Annotated in this window: 12 protein-coding genes, 2 tRNA genes and 1 pseudogene; 2 read left to right on the top strand and 13 right to left on the bottom strand. The window is 68.7% G+C overall.

Annotated features, from left to right (window positions below; all coding sequences use genetic code 11):
- Positions 1-66: 66 nt before the first annotated feature.
- The 10 genes and pseudogenes from dqs_RS05035 to rnr all read right to left on the bottom strand — a co-directional run bounded on the left by dqs_RS05035 (position 67) and on the right by rnr (position 15,055).
- The gene (locus dqs_RS05035; protein WP_065339843.1) at positions 67-1,254 is read right to left on the bottom strand and encodes a methyl-accepting chemotaxis protein; all 1,188 of its coding nucleotides are present in this window, start codon (positions 1,252-1,254) and stop codon (positions 67-69) included.
- A gap of 38 nt (positions 1,255-1,292) precedes the next feature.
- Positions 1,293-4,067, bottom strand: coding sequence for a nitrate reductase (locus tag dqs_RS05030; RefSeq protein WP_084018240.1), 2,775 nt, complete (start codon positions 4,065-4,067; stop codon positions 1,293-1,295).
- Between the two features lie 81 nt (positions 4,068-4,148).
- Positions 4,149-5,351: pseudogene (locus tag dqs_RS05025) on the bottom strand (NAD(P)/FAD-dependent oxidoreductase); the annotation flags it as partial.
- A gap of 14 nt (positions 5,352-5,365) precedes the next feature.
- Positions 5,366-6,130 carry a uroporphyrinogen-III C-methyltransferase gene (cobA, locus tag dqs_RS05020; RefSeq protein WP_011764679.1) on the bottom strand — a complete coding sequence of 255 codons (765 nt, stop codon included), beginning with the start codon at positions 6,128-6,130 and terminating at the stop codon, positions 5,366-5,368.
- Positions 6,131-6,500: 370 nt separating this feature from the next.
- On the bottom strand, positions 6,501-7,295 hold the full coding sequence (locus tag dqs_RS05015; RefSeq protein ID WP_065339841.1) for an ABC transporter ATP-binding protein: 795 nt from the start codon (positions 7,293-7,295) through the stop codon (positions 6,501-6,503).
- A 12-nt stretch (positions 7,296-7,307) separates the two neighbouring features.
- Positions 7,308-8,240, bottom strand: a complete 933-nt coding sequence (ntrB, locus tag dqs_RS05010; protein WP_065339840.1) for a nitrate ABC transporter permease — start codon at positions 8,238-8,240, stop codon at positions 7,308-7,310.
- A gap of 16 nt (positions 8,241-8,256) precedes the next feature.
- Positions 8,257-9,516: an ABC transporter substrate-binding protein gene (locus dqs_RS05005; protein ID WP_065339839.1), complete on the bottom strand. Its 1,260-nt coding sequence runs from the start codon at positions 9,514-9,516 to the stop codon at positions 8,257-8,259.
- Positions 9,517-9,850: 334 nt separating this feature from the next.
- Positions 9,851-11,152, bottom strand: a complete 1,302-nt coding sequence (locus tag dqs_RS05000) for a nitrate regulatory protein (RefSeq protein WP_065339838.1) — start codon at positions 11,150-11,152, stop codon at positions 9,851-9,853.
- 164 nt (positions 11,153-11,316) lie between these two features.
- The gene (rlmB, locus tag dqs_RS04995) at positions 11,317-12,081 is read right to left on the bottom strand and encodes a 23S rRNA (guanosine(2251)-2'-O)-methyltransferase RlmB (protein WP_065339837.1); all 765 of its coding nucleotides are present in this window, start codon (positions 12,079-12,081) and stop codon (positions 11,317-11,319) included.
- Entirely contained in the window at positions 12,074-15,055 is a 2,982-nt protein-coding gene (gene rnr / locus dqs_RS04990) for a ribonuclease R (RefSeq protein WP_065339836.1), read from the bottom strand. The genes rlmB and rnr overlap by 8 nt, the downstream gene beginning before the upstream one ends.
- A 236-nt stretch (positions 15,056-15,291) precedes the next feature.
- On the opposite strand from rnr, the gene dqs_RS04985 reads away from it, so the two are divergent.
- Together dqs_RS04985 and dqs_RS04980 are read left to right on the top strand one after the other, a co-directional pair.
- Positions 15,292-15,376: transfer RNA gene (locus tag dqs_RS04985), tRNA-Leu, on the top strand.
- A 173-nt stretch (positions 15,377-15,549) separates the two neighbouring features.
- Positions 15,550-15,634, top strand: a tRNA-Leu gene (locus dqs_RS04980).
- 155 nt (positions 15,635-15,789) lie between these two features.
- Here dqs_RS04980 and dqs_RS04975 read toward each other — a convergent pair.
- The 3 genes from dqs_RS04975 to dqs_RS04965 are packed head-to-tail and all read right to left on the bottom strand — an operon-like array spanning position 15,790 to position 18,451.
- Positions 15,790-17,100: an adenylosuccinate synthase gene (locus tag dqs_RS04975; RefSeq protein ID WP_011764672.1), complete on the bottom strand. Its 1,311-nt coding sequence runs from the start codon at positions 17,098-17,100 to the stop codon at positions 15,790-15,792.
- A 3-nt stretch (positions 17,101-17,103) separates the two neighbouring features.
- Positions 17,104-18,258, bottom strand: a complete 1,155-nt coding sequence (locus tag dqs_RS04970) for an ATP phosphoribosyltransferase regulatory subunit (RefSeq protein WP_065339835.1) — start codon at positions 18,256-18,258, stop codon at positions 17,104-17,106.
- Between the two features lie 7 nt (positions 18,259-18,265).
- Positions 18,266-18,451 (bottom strand): DUF2065 domain-containing protein, encoded by a 186-nt coding sequence (locus tag dqs_RS04965; protein WP_065339834.1) that lies wholly within the window; start codon positions 18,449-18,451, stop codon positions 18,266-18,268.
- Positions 18,452-18,456: the final 5 nt, after the last annotated feature.

The raw sequence follows: 18,456 nt of genomic DNA, 5'->3' as shown, positions 1-18,456 counted from the left end.
CGTCCCGTTGCTGATCCTGTTTCCACCGCCGCCCGGCCCAGGCGCGGCCGATAGAGCGCGCCGCGACTATTCGTAGCGGTACGCGCCCAGCCGCTCTTCGAGCCGGCCCACCAGTTCGTCCTGGTAGCGCGCGAGTTCACCACTTTCGCCGATTCGGAGCGCGTTGTCGTCAGCCAGCCGCGCGACCTGTTCCACATCGCCCGCAATCCGCTCGCCGGCGATGCTCTGCTCGGCGCTCGCCTCGGCGATCTCGCGGATGCGCAGCTGCGTCTGGCCGGCGGCGTCGCGGATGGTCGCGAGCAAGCTTGCGGCGGCCTGCGCCCGCGCGCAGCTGTCGCCGGCACTGCGGCGGGTGTCGCCGATCACACGCGCCAGCCGGTCGACCTCGGCCAACACCTCCTGGATCAGACTGCCGATCTCGGCGGTCGCCGCAGCGCTGCCGTCGGCAAGCTGGCGCACTTCGTCCGCCACCACGGCGAAGCCGCGCCCCGCCTCGCCCGCCCGCGCCGCCTCGATCGCGGCATTGAGCGCGAGCAGGTTGGTGCGTGCGGCGATGCCGCCTATGGTCGCCGCGATACCCTCGATCCGGCGCGAACGCTCCGCCAGGGCCGTGGCCACGTCCGCTGCGGCATCCACGTCGGCAGCCACCGCCCCCATCGCGGCGGCAACGGCGCCCGCCTCCGCTTCGCCGCGTGCCGCCTCGCGCGCAGCGCCTTCGGCCGCCTGGGCGGCGTCGGCCGCCGCATCGCGGGTGGCGGCCAGACTGGTGATCAACTGTTCCAGCGTCGCCGCGGACGACACCGTGATGTCGCGCTGGCTGCGCACGCCGGCCTCGCCGGCCGCCACATCGGCCAGCGTTTCGCGCGAGACGTTGCGCAGTTCGGCACCGGCGCGATCCAGTTCGGCCAGCACCTGGGCAATGCAACGCACGGCCGCGTTGAGGTGCTCGGCGAGCGGCGTCAGCGCGTCATCGGCCGGCGTAGTGAGCCGGGCGGTGAAGTGGCCGCCGGCGCAGGCCGCGGCAAAGGCATCCAGCTCCGCGAGCCGGCGCTCGAACCGCCCCCCCGCGCGCAGCGCCGCCACCAGTGCGGCCAGCATGCCGAGTGCGCCCACGGCCTGCAGCGCGATGCCCTCGGCGAGGAACAGAACACTCGTTGCGGCCACCGTGGCACCCCACAATCCGAGCAGCCCGCGCGCAGGTCGCCACGGAACTGCGCGGGCGCGCGCCGCCGTCGCCATCGCCATCGTCGTCATCCCTTGCTCCTGTGGTGTGGCGGGCGTACCCGCCGGTTTCACGCGCCAGCGACCTCCGCGACAGCCCCTTCCGCCACCATGCGCCGCAGCGCGGGCAGACAGGAGCCGCAGGCGGTACCGCACTTGAGTGCGCCTTGCAGCGCGTCGAGGTCGGCGCCCCCGCCGATCGCCTCGCGGATCTGCTGCTCGCCGATGCCGAAGCAGTTGCACACCGTGCGCTCGGCCCTGGCAAGCCCGGCGGGCGGGCGCGACAGCGGCGCGAACAGCCACGGCCGCAGCGGCTCGGCGGGTTCGCCTGCAACGATCGCGGCAATCAGCCAGTCGGCCGCCGCCACTTCGCCCACGAGGCGGATAGCAACCAGCGTGCCATCGGCGATGCGGGCGCGCTTGTCGATGCCCCGGCGGCTGTCGCGGAAGGCGAGCACCGCGTGGTCGTCGGCCACGCAGCCGAACAGCTGGTCGATATCGGCGAGCCGTTCGGCGGGTGCCGGCGCGGTGTCGGCGACCTGCAGCACCACCACGCTGCGCTCGCGGCCCGCCAGCGACAGCGCGGCATAGCCGAAGGCGGCCAGCTGCGGCTGCAGCGCCGCCATCCATGCCACCGCCTCGGCGCCGTCGCGCGCCTGCGCGGCCCACGCCGCGCGCCAGCCGAAGTCCACCGGGGCGATCGACACCGCCGCCTGCTTCAGCGCTGGCTGCTTGGACACCGGATCGGTTGCCGCCGAGGTCACCAGGTTGGTGCCCGACTGTGCCAGCGTGGCGCCGCCCCAGTGCATCGGAATCCATGCCTGGCCGGGGGCCACGCCGCTGTCGGCGGCCACCGGCAGCACCAGCGCGCCGCGCCGGCTGGCGACCTTGACCAGCTGGCCGGCGGCGAGGCCGCGGCGGTCGAGATCGGCCGGGTTCACCGCCACCTCGGCGCGCGGGGTGTGGCCCCACAGCGCGGCGACCTTGCCGGTGCGGCTCATGCCGTGCCACTGGTCGCGCAGGCGGCCGGTGGTGAGCACGAAGGGGTGAGCGGCATCGGTCGGTTCCGGCAACGGCGCGTGGCGCACCGGGAAGCCGACCGGATTGAAGCGGGCGCGGCCGTCGGCGGTGTTGAAACGGCCGTCGGTAAAGAGGCGCAGCGTGCCGCCGCCGGCGCCTTGCGGGTACGGCCACTGCTGCGGGCCGAGCGCTTCGAGCACGCCGTAGGACAGGCCGCTCATGTCGCAGTCGCGGCCGGCGGACAGGCTGACGTGCTCGGCGAACACCGCCGCCTCGTCGGCCCAGTCGAAGCCCGCCGCAGCAGCAGGCGCGAGGCGGGTCTGCAGGCGGCGCGCGAAATCGGCGGCGATCGCCCAGTCGGGGCGGGCTTCGCCGGGCGCCGGCACCACGCCGCGCACGCGGCTGACGCGGCGCTCGGAGTTGGTGACCGAGCCGGACTTCTCGCCCCAGCTCGCCGCCGGCAGCAGCAGGTCGGCATAGGGCACGGTTTCGGTGTCGGCGAAGGCTTCCTGGACGACGACGAATTCGGCCTTGTCCAGCGCGGCGCGCACCTTGTCCTGGTCGGGCAGCGATTGCGCCGGGTTGGTGCACGCGATCCATACCGCCTTGATCCGGCCTTCGCCGATCGCGTCGAACATCTGCACCGCGGCCAGGCCCGGCGCTTCCGGCAGTGCCGGCACGCCCCACAGGCGGGCGAGATCAGCGCGGTCGTCGGCGTTGGCGGGGTCGCGGTGGGCCGGCAGGATGGTGGCCATGGCGCCGACTTCGCGGCCGCCCATGGCGTTGGGCTGGCCGGTGAGCGAGAACGGGCCGGCGCCGGGGCGGCCGATCTGGCCGGTGGCCAGATGCAGATGGATCAGCGCGCTGTTGTTGGCGACGCCGTGGTGCGACTGGTTGAGGCCCTGGCACCACAGCGACACCGCGCCGCGCGCCTTGCCGAAGCGGCGCGCCGCCTCGACGATCTTGTCGGCGGGCACGCCGCACAGGCCGGCGACCTTGGCCGGCGAACAATCAGCGAGTTGCTCGCGCAATGCGTCGAAGCCGCTGGTGTGGTCGCGGATGAAGTCGCGGTCGATCAGGTCTTCCCACAACAGCACGTGCAGCATCGCGTTGTAGAGCAGCACGTCGGTGCCGGGAGCGATCTGCAGATGCAGGTCGGCGAACTCGGCGGTTTCGGTGCGGCGCGGGTCGATCACGGTGATGAAGAGGTCGGGGTTGGCGCGCTTCGCCTCCTCGATGCGGCGGAACACGATGGGGTGGGCCCACGCGGGGTTGGCGCCGGTGATCAGCAGGTGGTCGGCGAGCGCGAGGTCTTCGTAGCTGGCCGGCACGCTGTCGGTACCGAGCGTGCCCTTGTAGCCGGCCACCGCGCTCGACATGCACAGCCGCGAGTTGGAATCGATGTTGTTGGTGCCGACCAGCGCACGCGCGAGCTTGTTGAAGACGTAGTAGTCCTCGGTCAGCAGCTGGCCGGAGATGTAGAAAGCGACCGCGTCCGGGCCGTGCTCGCGGATGATCGCGGCGAAGCGGTCGGCGGCGGTGTCGAGCGCCTCGTCCCAGCCGACGCGGCGGCGGCTGTCGGCGCGGGTGCTGCGCAGTTCGGGGTACAGCGCGCGGCCGCCGGGCGCGGCGGCCAGGTGCAGCGTGGAGCCCTTGGTGCACAGCCGGCCGAAGTTGGCCGGATGCGCCGGGTCGCCGCGCACGCCGGTGATGCGGCCGCCGTCGCGCTCGACGATGACGCCGCAGCCGGTGCCGCAGTAGCAGCACACCGAGCGGGTTTCGTTGGCCTTCAGGCCCAGGTCGGCCAGGTTCATGTGGGGCTCCATGTCTTCATTCCTTTGCGTCTCGCCGTCGCCGCGCGCTCAGCCCGGGCAGGCGGCGCCCGCCAGCTGGGACTGCGTGAAGCGCTGGCCGAACATCATGTGGTCGCGCAGCGCCGAAACGTCGCCGCCCTCGCGCACCAGCTGGAAGTACCAGGCGCCGTCGGCGGTGTCGCCCACCATCACCGCGCCGGCAAGCCGGTTCTCCTTGAGCACCAGCTTCTTGTAGATGCCGCCGGCACGGTCGTGCAGCACGATCTCGTCGCAGCCTTCGCCGCCCATGAAGTCGCCGGCGGAGAACACATCGACGCCGGTGACCTTGAGCTTGGTCGAGGTTACCGAGCCGGTGTAGCGGCCGATGCCGTGGCCGGCGAGATGGTTGGCGCAGACGCGGGCCTGCTCGAACAGCGGCGCCACCAGGCCGTAAGCGGTACCGCGATGATTGACGCATTCGCCCACCGCATAGATGCGCGGATCGGTCACTGTCTGCAGCGTGTCGTGGACGACGATGCCGCGTTCGCAGCGCAGCTTGGCCGCTTCGGCCAGCGCGGTGTTGGGGCGGATGCCGGCGGCCATCACGACCAGATCGGCCGGGAGCGTGCTGCCGTCCTGCAACTGCACGGCAGCAACGCGCCCGCCCGCCCCCGGCAGCAGCGCCGCGGTCTGTGCCTGCAGGCGGAAGCGCATGCCCTTGGCTTCGAGCGAAGCCTGCAGCAGCTCTGCCGCCGGCTGGTCGAGCTGGCGATCCATGATCCAGCCGCCCAGATGCACCACCGTGACGTCCATGCCGCGCAGCACCAGGCCATTCGCCGCTTCGAGGCCGAGCAGGCCGGCGCCGATCACCACCGCGTGGCGGTGCTGGCGGGCCGCGTCGATCATCGCCTCGGTGTCGGCGATGTCGCGGTAGGCGATCACCCCGGGCAGTTCGCGGCCGGGCACCGGCAGGATGAAAGGCGCCGAGCCGGTGGCGAGCAGCAGGCGGTCGTAGGCGGCCTCGGTGCCGTCGTCGGCGCGCACGATGCGGCGGGCGCGGTCGATCTCCACCACGCGGCGGCCTGCATGCAGCGTGATGCCGTGGGCGCGGTACCAGCCGATGTCGTTGAGCATGATCTCCGGCAGGCTCATTTCGCCCGCCAGCACCGGCGACAGCAGGATGCGGTTGTAGTTGCCGTGCGGCTCGGCGCCAAACACGGTGATCTCGAACGCATCCGGCGCGTGCTTGAGCAGCTCTTCCAGCGTCTTCACGCCGGCCATGCCGTTGCCGACCATGACGAGTTTCTGTTTGCGCATTGCGCTCTCCTGGCTCACGCGGCGAGCGCGCGCACGTCGGACTCATCCATCGCCAGTCCGGGCACTCGGGCAAGCGCGGCGACCTCGCCGACGACGATGATGGCCGGCGAGCTGAGGCCTTCGGCAGTGACGCGCAGCGGCAGGTCGGCCAGCGTGCCCTTGACGTGGCGCTGGCCCGGCAGCGTGCCCGAGGCGATCGCCGCGGCCGGGGTGTCCGGCGGCATGCCGGCGGCGATCAGGCGCGCAACGATGTTGAGCAGCCGGCCCAGCCCCATGTAGATCACCAGCGTGGTGCCGCACTTGGCCAGCGCCGCCCAGTTTGGCTCGTCGCGGCCGTCGCCGGCGGTGCCGGTAACCAGCGTGACGCCGTGGGTATGGGCGCGGTGGGTGACCGGAATGCCGACCGCCGCCGGCACCGCGATGCCGGAGGTGAGACCCGGCACCACCTCGACCTCGATGCCGAGCGCTTCGAGGTATTCGGCCTCTTCACCGCCGCGGCCGAACAGGAAGGGGTCGCCGCCCTTGACGCGCGCCACCGCGCAGCCGCGGCGGGCGTAGCGCGCCATCACGCGGTGGATGAAGTCCTGCGCGGTGGACTTCATGCCGCCGCGCTTGCCGACGCGCAGCACGCGCGCACCCGGCTTGGCGAGTGCCAGCACTTCCTCGGTCACCAGCGCATCGGCAAGCAGCACATCGGCCTGGCCAATGGCGCGCACCGCACGAACAGTCAGCAGATCAGCCGCGCCGGGCCCTGCCCCGACAAGCGTTACCTTGGCCATGATCGAACCCTCCAACGTCAAACTTGAGGCGAAAAAAAACGGCGTCTCGCCGTTTCCACAGGTTCCGCAGAACCGGGAAACGGCGGACGCCGTTGTCCGCATGCCTTGCATCAGCACAGTGCCGGAGCCTCGTTGCCCCGGCCTTTGCGTGTGTGAATGCAAGAGCGGTGCCAGAGTGGGAATCAACCGACAACTGATTGATTCTATTTAATATTTCAGACACAAACGGACAGCCTGAGGGCTCTCTGGCATGCCCGCGCAGCACCGGGCTGGTGCATCGCCCGCGATGCTGCACCACAACATCGCATGGCCGCGTAAACGACAGGCGGCCGGCCCCCGCAGGGAACCGGCCGCCAGTGGGTCGGGGTGCTCAGGCCGCGACGCGCAGCTGCTTCTGGTACAGGAACTCCATGATCGCGGCGCGGCATTCGCCGAACTGCGGGTCGTGTGCCAGCGCCAGGCGGTCGCGCGGGCGCTCCAGCTTGACCTCGAGGATCTCGCCGATGGTGGCCGCCGGGCCGTTGGTCAGCATCACCACGCGGTCGGACAGCAGCACCGCCTCATCCACGTCGTGGGTGACCATCACCATGGTGGCCTTGGTGGCGGCGAGGATCTTCATCAGCTCGTCCTGCAGGTTGGCGCGGGTCAGCGCATCGAGCGCGCCGAACGGCTCGTCCATCAGCAGGATGCGCGGCTGCATCGACAGCGCGCGGGCGATGCCGACGCGCTGCTTCATGCCGCCGGAGATCTCGTGCGGATACTTGTTCTCGGCGTGGGTCAGGCCGACCAGCGCGAGCGCCTCGTGGGTGCGCTGCTTGAGCTTGGCCTTGCCTTCCTTGCGGGCGAAGACGCGTTCCACCGCGAGATAGACGTTGTCGAAGCAGGTCAGCCACGGCAGCAGCGAGTGGTTCTGGAACACCACCGCGCGCTCCGGGCCGGGACCGGCGATCTCGCGACCGTCGCACAGCATCACCCCCGAGGTCGGCCGGGTGAGACCGGCAATGAGGTTGAGCAGCGTCGATTTGCCGCAGCCGGAGTGGCCGATCAGGCTGATGCTCTCGCCCTCGTGGATGTCGAGGTGGATGTCGCGCAGCGCGGTGAACTTGCCCTTCTTGGTCTCGAAGGTCTGGCCGACCTTTTCGATCTGGACGATCTTCTTGCTCATGGTCGCGACTCCTTAACGGCTTTCGTAGTTGAAGCGGCGCGCGATCAGCATCAGCGCCTGTTCGAGGATGAGGCCGACGGTGCCGATCACGAAGATGGCGATGATGATGTGCTCGACCTTGAGGTTGTTCCATTCGTCCCACACCCAGAAGCCGATGCCGACGCCGCCGGTGAGCATTTCCGCGGCGACGATCACCAGCCACGCGGTGCCGATCGACAGGCGGATGCCGGTGAGCATGTAAGGCAGCACCGCCGGGAACAGGATCTTGGTGAAGACTTTCCACTCCGACAGGTTGAGCACGCGGGCGACGTTGAGGTAGTCCTGCGGCACGCGGGTGACGCCCTGCGCGGTGTTGAGGATCATCGGCCAGATCGAGCAGATGAAGATGGTCCAGGTCGCCGCCGGGTCGGCGCGCTGGAACACCAGCAGGCCGATCGGCAGCCAGGCGAGCGGCGACACCGGGCGCAGCAGGCTGATGATCGGGTTCATCATCTGCGACAGCACCGCGAAGCGGCCCAGCATGAAGCCGGCCGGAATGCCCACCAGCGCGGCGATGCCGAAGCCGATGCCAACGCGCTGCAGCGAGGAGAGCACGTTCCAGCCGATGCCCTGGTCATTGGGACCGGCCTGGTAGAACGGGTCGGAGAACAGCACCACCGCCGCGTTCCAGGTCTTGGCCGGGCTGGGCAGGCCGCCACCGTTCATCGTGCCCAGGTGCCACAGCCCCACCAGCAGCGCGAGGCCGATGACGGGCGGCAGCACCGCGCGCACGATCGCGCCCAGCCATTCGCCGGCACGGCTGGTGCGCGGCTCGGCGGCGGGTGCCGCCTGCACCGGCGCGGGCGCCGGTTTGTCGTTGCGGGCCGCCACGCTACGCGCCGGACCGCTCTCCAGCGGGGCCGCCACGGCCGCCGCCTCTTCCACCGTCACAGTTGCAGTCGCCATTTGCTCGCTCCTTGACTCAGGCCTTGATCTTGAAACCGGCGGCGTACTTCGCCGGATCCTTGCCGTCCCACACCACACCGTCGATCAGCTTGCTGCTGCGCATGTCGCTCTTGGGCAGGGCCACGTTGGCCGCGGTGGCGGCCTGCTTGTAGATGTCGATGCGGTTGATCGCCTTGGCGACGCCGAGGTAGTCGGGGTCCTTGTCGATCAGCCCCCAGCGCCGATGCTGGGTGAGGAACCACATGCCGTCCGAGAGATAGGGGAAGTTCACCGCGCCGTCGTTGAAGAATTTCATCGCGTTGGCGTCGTCCCAGGTCTTGCCGAGGCCGTTCTCGTAGCGGCCGAGCATGCGGCCCAGGATCACGTCCATGTCGGTATTGACGTAGGAGCGTGCCGCCACCGTTTCCGCGGTGGTGCGGCGGTTAGCGATCGACGCATCGATCCAGCGCGAGGCGTCCAGGATTGCGGCGGTGAGCGCGCGCGCAGCGTTGGGGTTCTTGGTCACCCAGTCGCCCGTGGTGCCGAGCACCTTCTCCGGGTGATCGACCCAGATATCCTGCGTGGTGACGGCGGTGAAGCCCACGCCGTCGACAATGGCGCGCTGGTTCCAGGGTTCGCCGACACAGTAGCCGTGCATGTTGCCGACCCGCGCGTTGGCCACCATCTGCGGCGGCGGCACCACGATGGACTTCACGTCCTGCAGCGGGTTGATGCCGTTGGCCGCCAGCCAGTAGTTGAGCCACATGGCGTGGGTGCCGGTGGGGAAGGTCTGCGCGAAGGTGTAGGTGCCGGCCGGGCTCGCCGCGACCACCTTCTTCAGCGAGGCGCCGTCGATGACGCCCTTCTCCTTCAGCTGGTTCGACAGCGTGATCGCCTGGCCGTTGTTGTTCAGCGTCATCAGCACTGCCATGTCCTTCTTCGGCCCGCCGATGCCGAGGTGCACGCCGTAGACCAGGCCGTACAGCACGTGCGCGGCGTCGAGTTCGCCGGAGACCAGCTTGTCGCGCACCGCGGCCCAGCTCGCTTCCTTGCTCGGCACGATCTTGATGCCGTACTTCTCGTCGAACTTCTGCGCCGCGGCCATCACCACCGACGAGCAGTCGGTCAGCGGAATGAAGCCGACCTTGATTTCCTTCTTCTCGGGCGCGTCGGAACCCGCCGCCCACACGCCACCGGGGAAGAGCCCGGACAGCAGCGTCGCGGTACCCGCCGCGGCGCTGGCCTTGAGAAAGCCCCGGCGGGACAGTTCGGGGGTGGTGAAGGTCTGCTTGGTCATCTCGCGCTCCTAGGCGAAGTCCAAAAAACAAAAAGGCGTCCATTTCCGTCCCCACATCCGTGCGGAGAAGAAATGGACGCCGTTGTCCAGTGTTCGGTCATCGAACGCCGAACCGTCGTTGGTTCAGCTTGCTACCTCTTTAGCAGCAAGCGTGCCAACCGCGTGGTGCACAGCAAAAGCGCGCAACCACGCGGTTTTAAGGGAGATTTTGAGGAAGCACCGACAACCGGGGCGCACTGCTGCAGTGCGACAAGTCGACAATTCGCACAATGCGAGTGCGGTCAATCGGAGGATCTGCACCACAGGCCGAAGGCCCGCGGCGCAGCGCGATCGCCTATTCGGATCGCAACACGTCGGCGAGCGCCAGCGTGGCTTCGGCCACCTCGACGAGGCGGCGGTTCTGGTTCATCGCGGTTTGCCGCAGCAGCTTGTAGGCCTCTTCTTCGCTGAGACCGCGGCTTGCCATCAGCAGGCCTTTGGCGCGTTCGACCACCTTGCGCTCGTTGAGCGCCGCGCGCACGGTGTTGAGTTCGTCGCTCATGGTCTGCAGGCGCTGGGCCTGATCCTGCATCAGCTCGAATACCGAGCGGCCGAGCTGCGGCCCCAGCCCATCGGCCGCGTGCAGCGCTTCCGGCGCGGCCGGCGCGCCTGCCGGTGCCGTCACACCGGCGCGCTCCACCAGTGCCGACAGCGCCGCCGGCGGCAGCACATCCGGTCCGCCGGCGGCCTCGAGGGTGTCGAGCAACGCGGCGTGCTCGGCGAGTTCGGTGCGCGCGGCAGCCAGCGTGTTCTCGCACAGCTGCAGCAGCGCGTTGGTGGCGCAATCCTCCACCTGGCGCATCACGTCGATGCGCGCGGTGGCGCAGTCGAACCAGCGCTGGCTGGTGTCGTCCACCGGGCGCCCGGCGGGCGTCGTCGTGGCGATGCGGCGCATGCGCTCCAGTTCGGCGATCTCCGGCGCGACCTGGGCGTTGCGCCAGATCGTGCGCAGCGTGGGATCGGCGAACTCGATGAAGAGCTGGAAGCAGCGCTCCTGCGCCTCGATGAGGTGCAGCATGCGCTGCTGCTCGCCGGCCTCGAAGCGCCCGGCGGCCAACGCGGCGGCACCGACCGCGCGCTCCTGCCCGGCCAGCTCCTTGCCCTGCATGAAATTGAACAGCGACACCAGCGCACGCGAAATCGCCGGGTCGACCGCGGTGTCCGCGGCCTCGAACACCACCGCCAGCAACCCGGCGATCAGTTCGCTGAACGAATGCGTGGCCTGCTCCGGCCCCAGGCGCAGCCCTTCGATCTGTTCGCGCAGCGCCGGCAGGGCGTTGAGCGCGTGCAGCACGTAGGCGATACGGCTGAAAAGACGCATGCCGCCGGCCATGCGTGCGGAATCCGTGGCGAGGCGGTCGAACAGGTCGCGCACCTGGATCTCGACCGCCTCGGTGGCGGCAACCTGTTCGCTGCGCTTGTCGGCGAAACGGCTGCCGCGCGAGGCCAGGAACACATTGGAAGCGCCACGCTCCTTCTGCAGCATGTGCACCAGCTCGCTGACACCCTTGACCAGGCCGCAGGTCACTTCGAGCTGCTCCAGCCCGTGGATCTCGCAGCGCTTGGCCGCGACCAGGAAACCCAGCGCGGACTTCATCGCTTCTCTCCTTGCTTCAGCATCATAGGCAATCCCGGCGCGCGCTCCGGGCGCGTATACGCCCTCGGGCCGGGAACGACAACGGTAACCTTGCGGCCAAGCGTGCATGCAGGTTGCATGCCACCCATAGTGGCCGTGCGTCCCCCCGCCGCCCGCGCGGGGCTTCAGGCGCTAACGTCGGCGCGCTGGCGGCGGGCCTCGAACAGGCAGATGCCGCTCGCCACCGACACGTTGAGGCTTTCGACCGAGCCGTGCATGGGAATCTGCGCCAGCTCGTCGCAGGTGTCGCGGGTCAGGCGGCGCAGACCGTCGCCTTCGGCCCCGAGCACCCATGCGAGCGGGCCGCGCTGGTCCACCTGGTAGACGGATTTCTCCGCCTCGCCGGCCGCGCCCACCACCCACACGCCGGCTTCCTGCATTTCGCGCAGCGCGCGCGCCAGATTCGTCACGGTGATGTAGGGGACCGTGTCGGCCGCACCGCTGGCGACCTTGGCGGCGGTGGCGTTGAGGCCGACCGCGCGGTCCTTGGGTGCGACCACCGCGTGGGCGCCGGCGGCATCTGCCACGCGCAGGCAGGCGCCGAGGTTGTGCGGGTCCTGCACGCCGTCGAGGACCAGGATCAGCGCGTTCTCGTCGAGGTTGTCAAGCACGTCGGCGAGCTTGATCTCACGCCGGGTGGCGTCGATGCGCGCCACCACGCCCTGATGGCGCCGCGTGCCCACCAGTGCGTCGAGCCGCTCGTGTTCGCTCGGCACGATGCGGGTGCCAACCGCCTCCGCAGTCGCGAGGAATTTCTTGACCCGCGCGTCCTTGCGGTCGCCGGACAGATAGACCTCCAGCACCGCCTCGGGCGCGTGGCGGAGCTTGGCCGATACCGCGTGAAAACCGTAGATCAGGCGCGTGGCCGAGGATTCTGCTGGTTTAGCCAATGCGCTTACCCTTCTTTGCTGTTGCCGGCTTGGCGGGCTCCGCCTTGTCGCCGGTTTCGGTTGTCGTGGTGGCCCTGGCCCTGCTGCGCGCAGCGGCCTTCGCGCCCGTTGCCGCGCCGGCGGCTACGGCTGCCGGCGCCTTGGCCTTCGCGCCTTTCTTGGTAGTCAGTGCCTTCGGCGTCGGCGCGTCCTCCGCATCGGGCCGGGCCGCGGCGGTCGTCTTCGGCGCGGCACGCTTGCGCGGCGCCGCCCCGGCGGAGGGCGCTTGTTCTGTCGCCGGTGCCTCCGCCGGCGCAGCAGGCTTGGCGGCACGCGTCCTGGTCGCAGGCTTCGCCTTCGCCTCGGGTACCGGCGCGGGCGCCGCAGTCTTGCGACGGGTCTTGGCCGGCGCGGCGGGCTCCGCCGGCACACTTTCGCCTGCCGACGCCACGCCGTCTTCCTGCCCGGCCCGCTTGACCGTCTTCCTGGTCTTCGCCTTGGGCGCCGACTCGGCGACCACCGCGTCCGCCGGCGTCTCCGCCTGGAAAGCAGCCGTGCCGGCCGTCACCGCGGCGGTTTCGGCCACAGCCCCTGCGCTGCGGCGCCGGGTCCGCGTCGCGGAGGCCTTCGCCGGCTCTGCCGCGGCCGTCGGGGTCGCCTCCGCTGCCACCTCGACGACCGGCGCCTTCCGCGCGCGCTTCGTCTTCGCCGCCGCCGTCTGCGGGGGCGGCGATTCTACCGTTTCCGTGGCGCGCTGCGGCGCCTTCTCCACGGCCGGTTTGCGCTTGCGGCCGCCAGCGGGGGCGACGGGAGCAGCGGCGTCCTGCGGCACCTCGACGAGCGCTTCGGTTGCAGGGGCGGCTGCCTTTCGCGCCGGTTTGGCAAGCAGCGGCCCCTCGACCAGGCGGAAGTCGATCTTGTTGGTTTCCATATCGACCCGCACCAGTTGCACACGCACCCGATCGGACAGGCGGAACTGCTTGCCGGTACGCTCGCCCAGCATCGCGTGGCGGGCTTCGTCGTAGTGGAAATAATCGGCGCCGAGTTCGGACACATGCAGCAGGCCTTCGATGAAGATGCCATCGAGCGCGACGAACAGGCCGAAGGGCACGACCGCCGAGACGCTGCCTTCGAACTCCTCGCCGACCTTGTCCTGCATGTAGTAGCACTTGAGCCAGGCAACAACGTCGCGCGTGGCTTCGTCGGCGCGGCGTTCGGTCGTCGAACAGTGCAGCCCGATGTCGTCCCAGTCGCCCGCGGCGTAGTGCTCGCCGGCGAGCACGGCCTTGATCGCGCGATGCACGAGCAGGTCGGGATAGCGGCGGATCGGCGAGGTGAAGTGGGTGTAGGCCTCGTAGGCGAGGCCGAAGTGCCCGACGTTGTCGGGGCTGTACACCGCCTGCCGCAGCGAGCGCAGCATCACCGTCTGCAGCAACTGGGCATCGGGCCGGTCCTTGACCTTGTCGAGCAGCGCGGCGTAGTCCTTGGCGCGCGGTTCGTCACCTCCGCCCAGCGGCAGGCCGAATTCGGACAGGAAGGTGCGCAGCTTTTCGAGCTTTTCCGGGGTCGGTCCTTCGTGCACCCGGTACAGCGCGGGATGATCGTTCTTGTGCAGGAAATCGGACGCGCACACGTTGGCCGCGAGCATGCACTCCTCGATCAGGCGGTGGGCGTCGTTGCGGGTTTCGGGGACGATGCGCTCGATCTTGCCGTTGTCGTCGAAGATCATCCGCGTCTCGGTGGTCTCGAAGTCGATCGCACCGCGCTTGGCGCGCGCCTTCAGCAGCACCCGGAACAGCTTGTCCAGGTTCTCCAGGTGCGGCAGCAGCCCGCCGATTTCGTCGAGCGCGGTGGCGTCGTTGTCGTAGAGCGCCGCGGCAACCTTGGTGTAGGTGAGGCGCGCGTGGGAGAACATCACCGCAGGATAGAAACGGTAGGCCTTGATCTCACCGGTCATCGAGATGCCCATGTCCGCGACCATGCACAGGCGTTCGACCTGGGGGTTGAGCGAACACAGTCCGTTGGAGAGCTTTTCCGGCAGCATCGGAATGACCCGGCGCGGGAAGTACACCGAGTTGCCGCGCTCGTACGCATCCCGATCGAGCGCACTGCCTGCTTCGACGTAGTGCGAGACATCGGCGATCGCGACCACCAGGCGGAAACCGCGGCCCTGGCGTTCGCAATACACGGCGTCGTCGAAATCCTTGGCAGTCTCGCCATCGATCGTCACCAGCGGCAGCGCCGTGATGTCCTCGCGCCCCGCCCAATCCTTCTTGCGCACAGCGGTCGGCAGCTTGCGCGTGTCGGCCTTCGCTTCGCTGGAGAATTCGAACGGCAGGTCGTGCTTGCGCAGCGCGATCTCGATCTCCATGCCGGGATCAGCGTAATTGCCCAGCACCTCGGTAACGCGGCCGATCGGCTGCGCGTACTTGGTGGGCTGCTCGATCAGTTCGACCGTGACCACCTGCCCCGGCTGCACCTTCTTGCCGCCGGGCGCCACCAAGATGTCCTGCGCCAGACGGCGGTTTTCCGGCACTACGATCATCACGCCGTGCTCGTTGAGCACGCGGCCGACCACGCGGCTGTTGGCGCGCTCCAGGATCTCGACGACCTTGCCTTCCGGTCGCCCGCGACGGTCCTGGCCCGCGATGCGGACGATGGCGCGGTCGCCATGCAGCACCTCGCGCATTTCCTTGGGGCCGAGGAAGATGTCGGGCTGTCCATCATCCCGGACGAGGAAGCCGAAACCGTCCGGATGGCCCTCCACCCGCCCGCGGATGAGATCCGCCTTGTCCGGCAGCAGGAAGGCGTCGCGCCGGTTGCGCATCAGCTGGCCGTCACGCTCCATCGCGCGCAGCCGGCGTTCGAAATGCTCAAGCTCGTGCGGCTGGATGTCGAGCGCGCCGGCAAGTGCGGCGAAGGACATCGGCACGCCCTGTTCTGCCAGCGTCTGCTCGATGTACTCGCGACTCGGCAACGGGTAGTCGTACTGCAACGACTCGCGCTCGAAAAAGGGGTCGGCCTGGCGGACGCGACTCAGGGCCCGGGCGCGCGGAGCCTGTCCAGCGAATCTCGGTTTCGGCGCCGCAGCGGGCGCCCCCGAGCGGGGTACGCGAGGCGGACGGACCCCGGTGTTTTCGTGCTTGGTCGTCTTGCCCTTGGCGGTATGCGATTTTTTTCTGTTCTTGCTCATTGACATTCTTCTATTGGTACTTATAATGCGCGGCTCTTGCCCAGATGGCGGAATTGGTAGACGCACTAGTTTCAGGTACTAGCGCTGCGAGGCGTGGAGGTTCGAGTCCTCTTCTGGGCACCAGTTTCACAGGAAAGCCGCTCTTCGGAGCGGCTTTTTCTTTGTCTGCCTCCTGCGCAGCGCGAGACGCGAAACGTGCGCAGGCCAGGAAGGCGCGGTCAGCGACCGGCCAGACGCCGTCGGACAGCACGAACGGCTTCCAATCTGGAGAGTTTGCAGCTACAATCTTTGCTCTTGCCCAGATGGCGGAATTGGTAGACGCACTAGTTTCAGGTACTAGCGCCGCGAGGCGTGGAGGTTCGAGTCCTCTTCTGGGCACCAGTTCTTCGCAAAGACCGACCTTGAGTCGGTCTTTTGCTTTGTAGCGTCCATTTGCGGCGACGCGCGACTCCACCCGCACGTAACAGCACCGCCCGAGGCAAACCGCCCCGCAAAACAACAAGCCGGTCTCGCGACCGGCTTCGACTGCATCGAACTCAGGCACCGAAGGGATGGCGCCGCAGGATGGTTTCGTCCCGCTCCGGTCCGGTCGAGATGACGTCGATCGGAATTTCGCAGATTTCCTCGATCCGGTGGAGATAGGCGCGCGCCTCCTGCGGCAGCGCGTCCCAGCTCTGCGCACCGAAGGTGGTGCCCGACCAGCCCGACAGCGTTTCGTAGATCGGTTCGCAGCGCGTCACTTCTTCCGACCCCATCGGCAACAGGTCGATCCGCTTGCCGTCCAGCATGTATCCGGTGCACAGCTTCAGCTCGGCCAACCCGTCGAGGACGTCAAGCTTGGTGATGCACAGCCCGGTCACACCATTGATGATGATGGAACGCTTGAGCGCGGCGAGGTCGAGCCAGCCGCAGCGGCGCTTGCGCCCGGTGACGGTGCCGAATTCGCGCCCCTTGGTCGACATCTGCTGGCCCGGCGTACCCGGGGTTTCAATGTCCAGTTCAGTCGGGAACGGGCCGCCACCGACGCGCGTGCAGTACGCCTTGGTGATCCCAAGCACATAATGGAGACGGCCAGGCCCGACGCCGGACCCGGCTGCCGCCTGCCCCGCCACGCAGTTGCTGGAAGTGACGAACGGATAGGTGCCGTGGTCGATATCGAGCAGCGTGCCCTGGGCGCCTTCGAACAGCAGGCTGCCGCCCGCCTTGTTCACCGCGTACAGCTCCGCGGAAACGTCCGCCACCATCGGCAGGATTTCCGCCGCGTCGGCCATTGCCTCGTCGAACACCTCGTCGAAGCCCACCGGCTCCGCCCCAAGGTGCTGGGTCAGCACGAAGTTGTGGTATTCGAGGTTCGCCTTCAGCTTGGCTGCGAAGCGTTCGCGATCGAAAAGGTCGTACACCCGCAACGCGCGGCGGGCGACCTTGTCTTCATACGTGGGGCCGATGCCCTTGCCCGTGGTGCCGATCTTGTCGCAGGCGGCCTTTGCAGCCTCGCGCGCCCGGTCGAGCGCGGCATGGTAGCCGAGGATCAGCGGACAGCCCGGACTGATCCGCAGGCGCTCGCGTACCTTGATTCCGCCCGCCTCCAGCACGCGGATTTCGGACAGCAGATGGTGGGCGTCCAGCACCACGCCATTGCCGATGTAACACGCCACGCCTTCCCGCACGATGCCCGACGGCACCAGGTTGAGCTTGTACTCCTTCTGCCCGATCACCAGCGTGTGGCCGGCATTATGGCCGCCCTGGAAACGCACGACACCGCGCGCATGATCCGTCAGCCAGTCGACGATCTTGCCCTTGCCCTCGTCGCCCCACTGGGTGCCGACGACCACTACGTTCTTTGCCATTCCTTACTCTCCCTGAAGCGGCTCGACGACCCACGCGCCTTGCCGCATCACCAGCTGCCGATCGCAGCCAGCGTCATTCCATGTTCCTTCGTGTCCCGGCAGGCGGGACATCACCGCCTCACCGGCGGCGCGTAATCCCTCGACCGCGGCCGCGAGACCCGCGGCACCTTCCAGCGGCGCGAGAATGGCCCCGGGCACGACTGCCGCCGGCAGACGCAGCGCGAGTTCCCGCAGATCAAGACTGAAGCCGGTCGCCGGGCGGGCGCGACCAAAGGCTTCACCGACGCGGTCGTACCGCCCGCCGAGCGCCAGCGCCGCGGGCGAGCCACCGCCATACGCGGCGAACACCACCCCGCTGTGATAGTGGTAGCCCCGCAAGTCGGCCAGATCGAAACTGATCGGCAGGTCTTCCAGCGCCGCGGCGAGCCGCCGCAGGTCGTCGAGCGCGGCGCGGATCTCCACCGACTCGGGCATGCACGCTGCCGCCTCGTCTATGACCTCCGCCCCGCCGTACAACGCAGGCAGGCGCAGCAGTGCGGTCCGGACCGGCTCGGCAACACCGACGGTGATCTCCTTGAGGCCCGGCACGTCCTTGGCCTGCAGCAGATCGAACAGCTCCTCTTCGCGCTCGGGCACCATCCCCGCCAGTGCCGCCAAGGCATGGAACAGACCGACATGACCGATATCGATGCGACTCGCCGGCACTTCGGCCAGGCGCAGCACGTCCGCCAGCAGGCGGACGATTTCGATGTCGGCATCGATGCCTGCGTGGCCGTAAAGCTCCGCCCCCAGTTGCAGGGGCTCGCGCGTCGCCGTCAGCGTCGATGGAAGCGTATGCAACACGCTGCCGCAGTAGCACAGACGGGACACGCCAGCGCGGTTGAGCAGGTGCGCATCGATGCGCGTGACCTGCGGCGTCATGTCGGCCCGTACGCCCATGGTCCGGCCCGATACCTGATCGACCAGCTTGAAGGTGCGCAGCTTCAGGTCCTGACCGGCGCCCGTGGTCAGAGAGTCCAGGTACTCGAGCAGCGGCGGCATCACCAATTGATAGCCCCGGACGCGGAATGCGTCCAGCAGGCGGCGGCGCAACGCCTCGAGGCTGGCTGCCTCGGACGGCAGCGCGTCCTGAATGTGATCGGGCAATACCCAGCGCATGTAAGACTCAGTTGAAAACGAACAGGAGAACGAGCCCGAGCAACATGGACGACAATCCGATGAAGCGGATTTGACCGTCAGCCATGCTGGCGAGCCGCAAAAAAGTTTCGCGCCAGGCGGCTGGCGCGACAAAAGGCAGGATGCCTTCGATGATCAACATCAGCGCGAAGGCCATCATCACACTGGAACCCATCCGGC

This window comes from Azoarcus olearius (assembly GCF_001682385.1).
Lineage (GTDB): Bacteria > Pseudomonadota > Gammaproteobacteria > Burkholderiales > Rhodocyclaceae > Azoarcus > Azoarcus olearius.
Note: the sequence above shows the minus strand (reverse complement) of the source record. Positions and strands in the feature narration are given on the sequence as shown.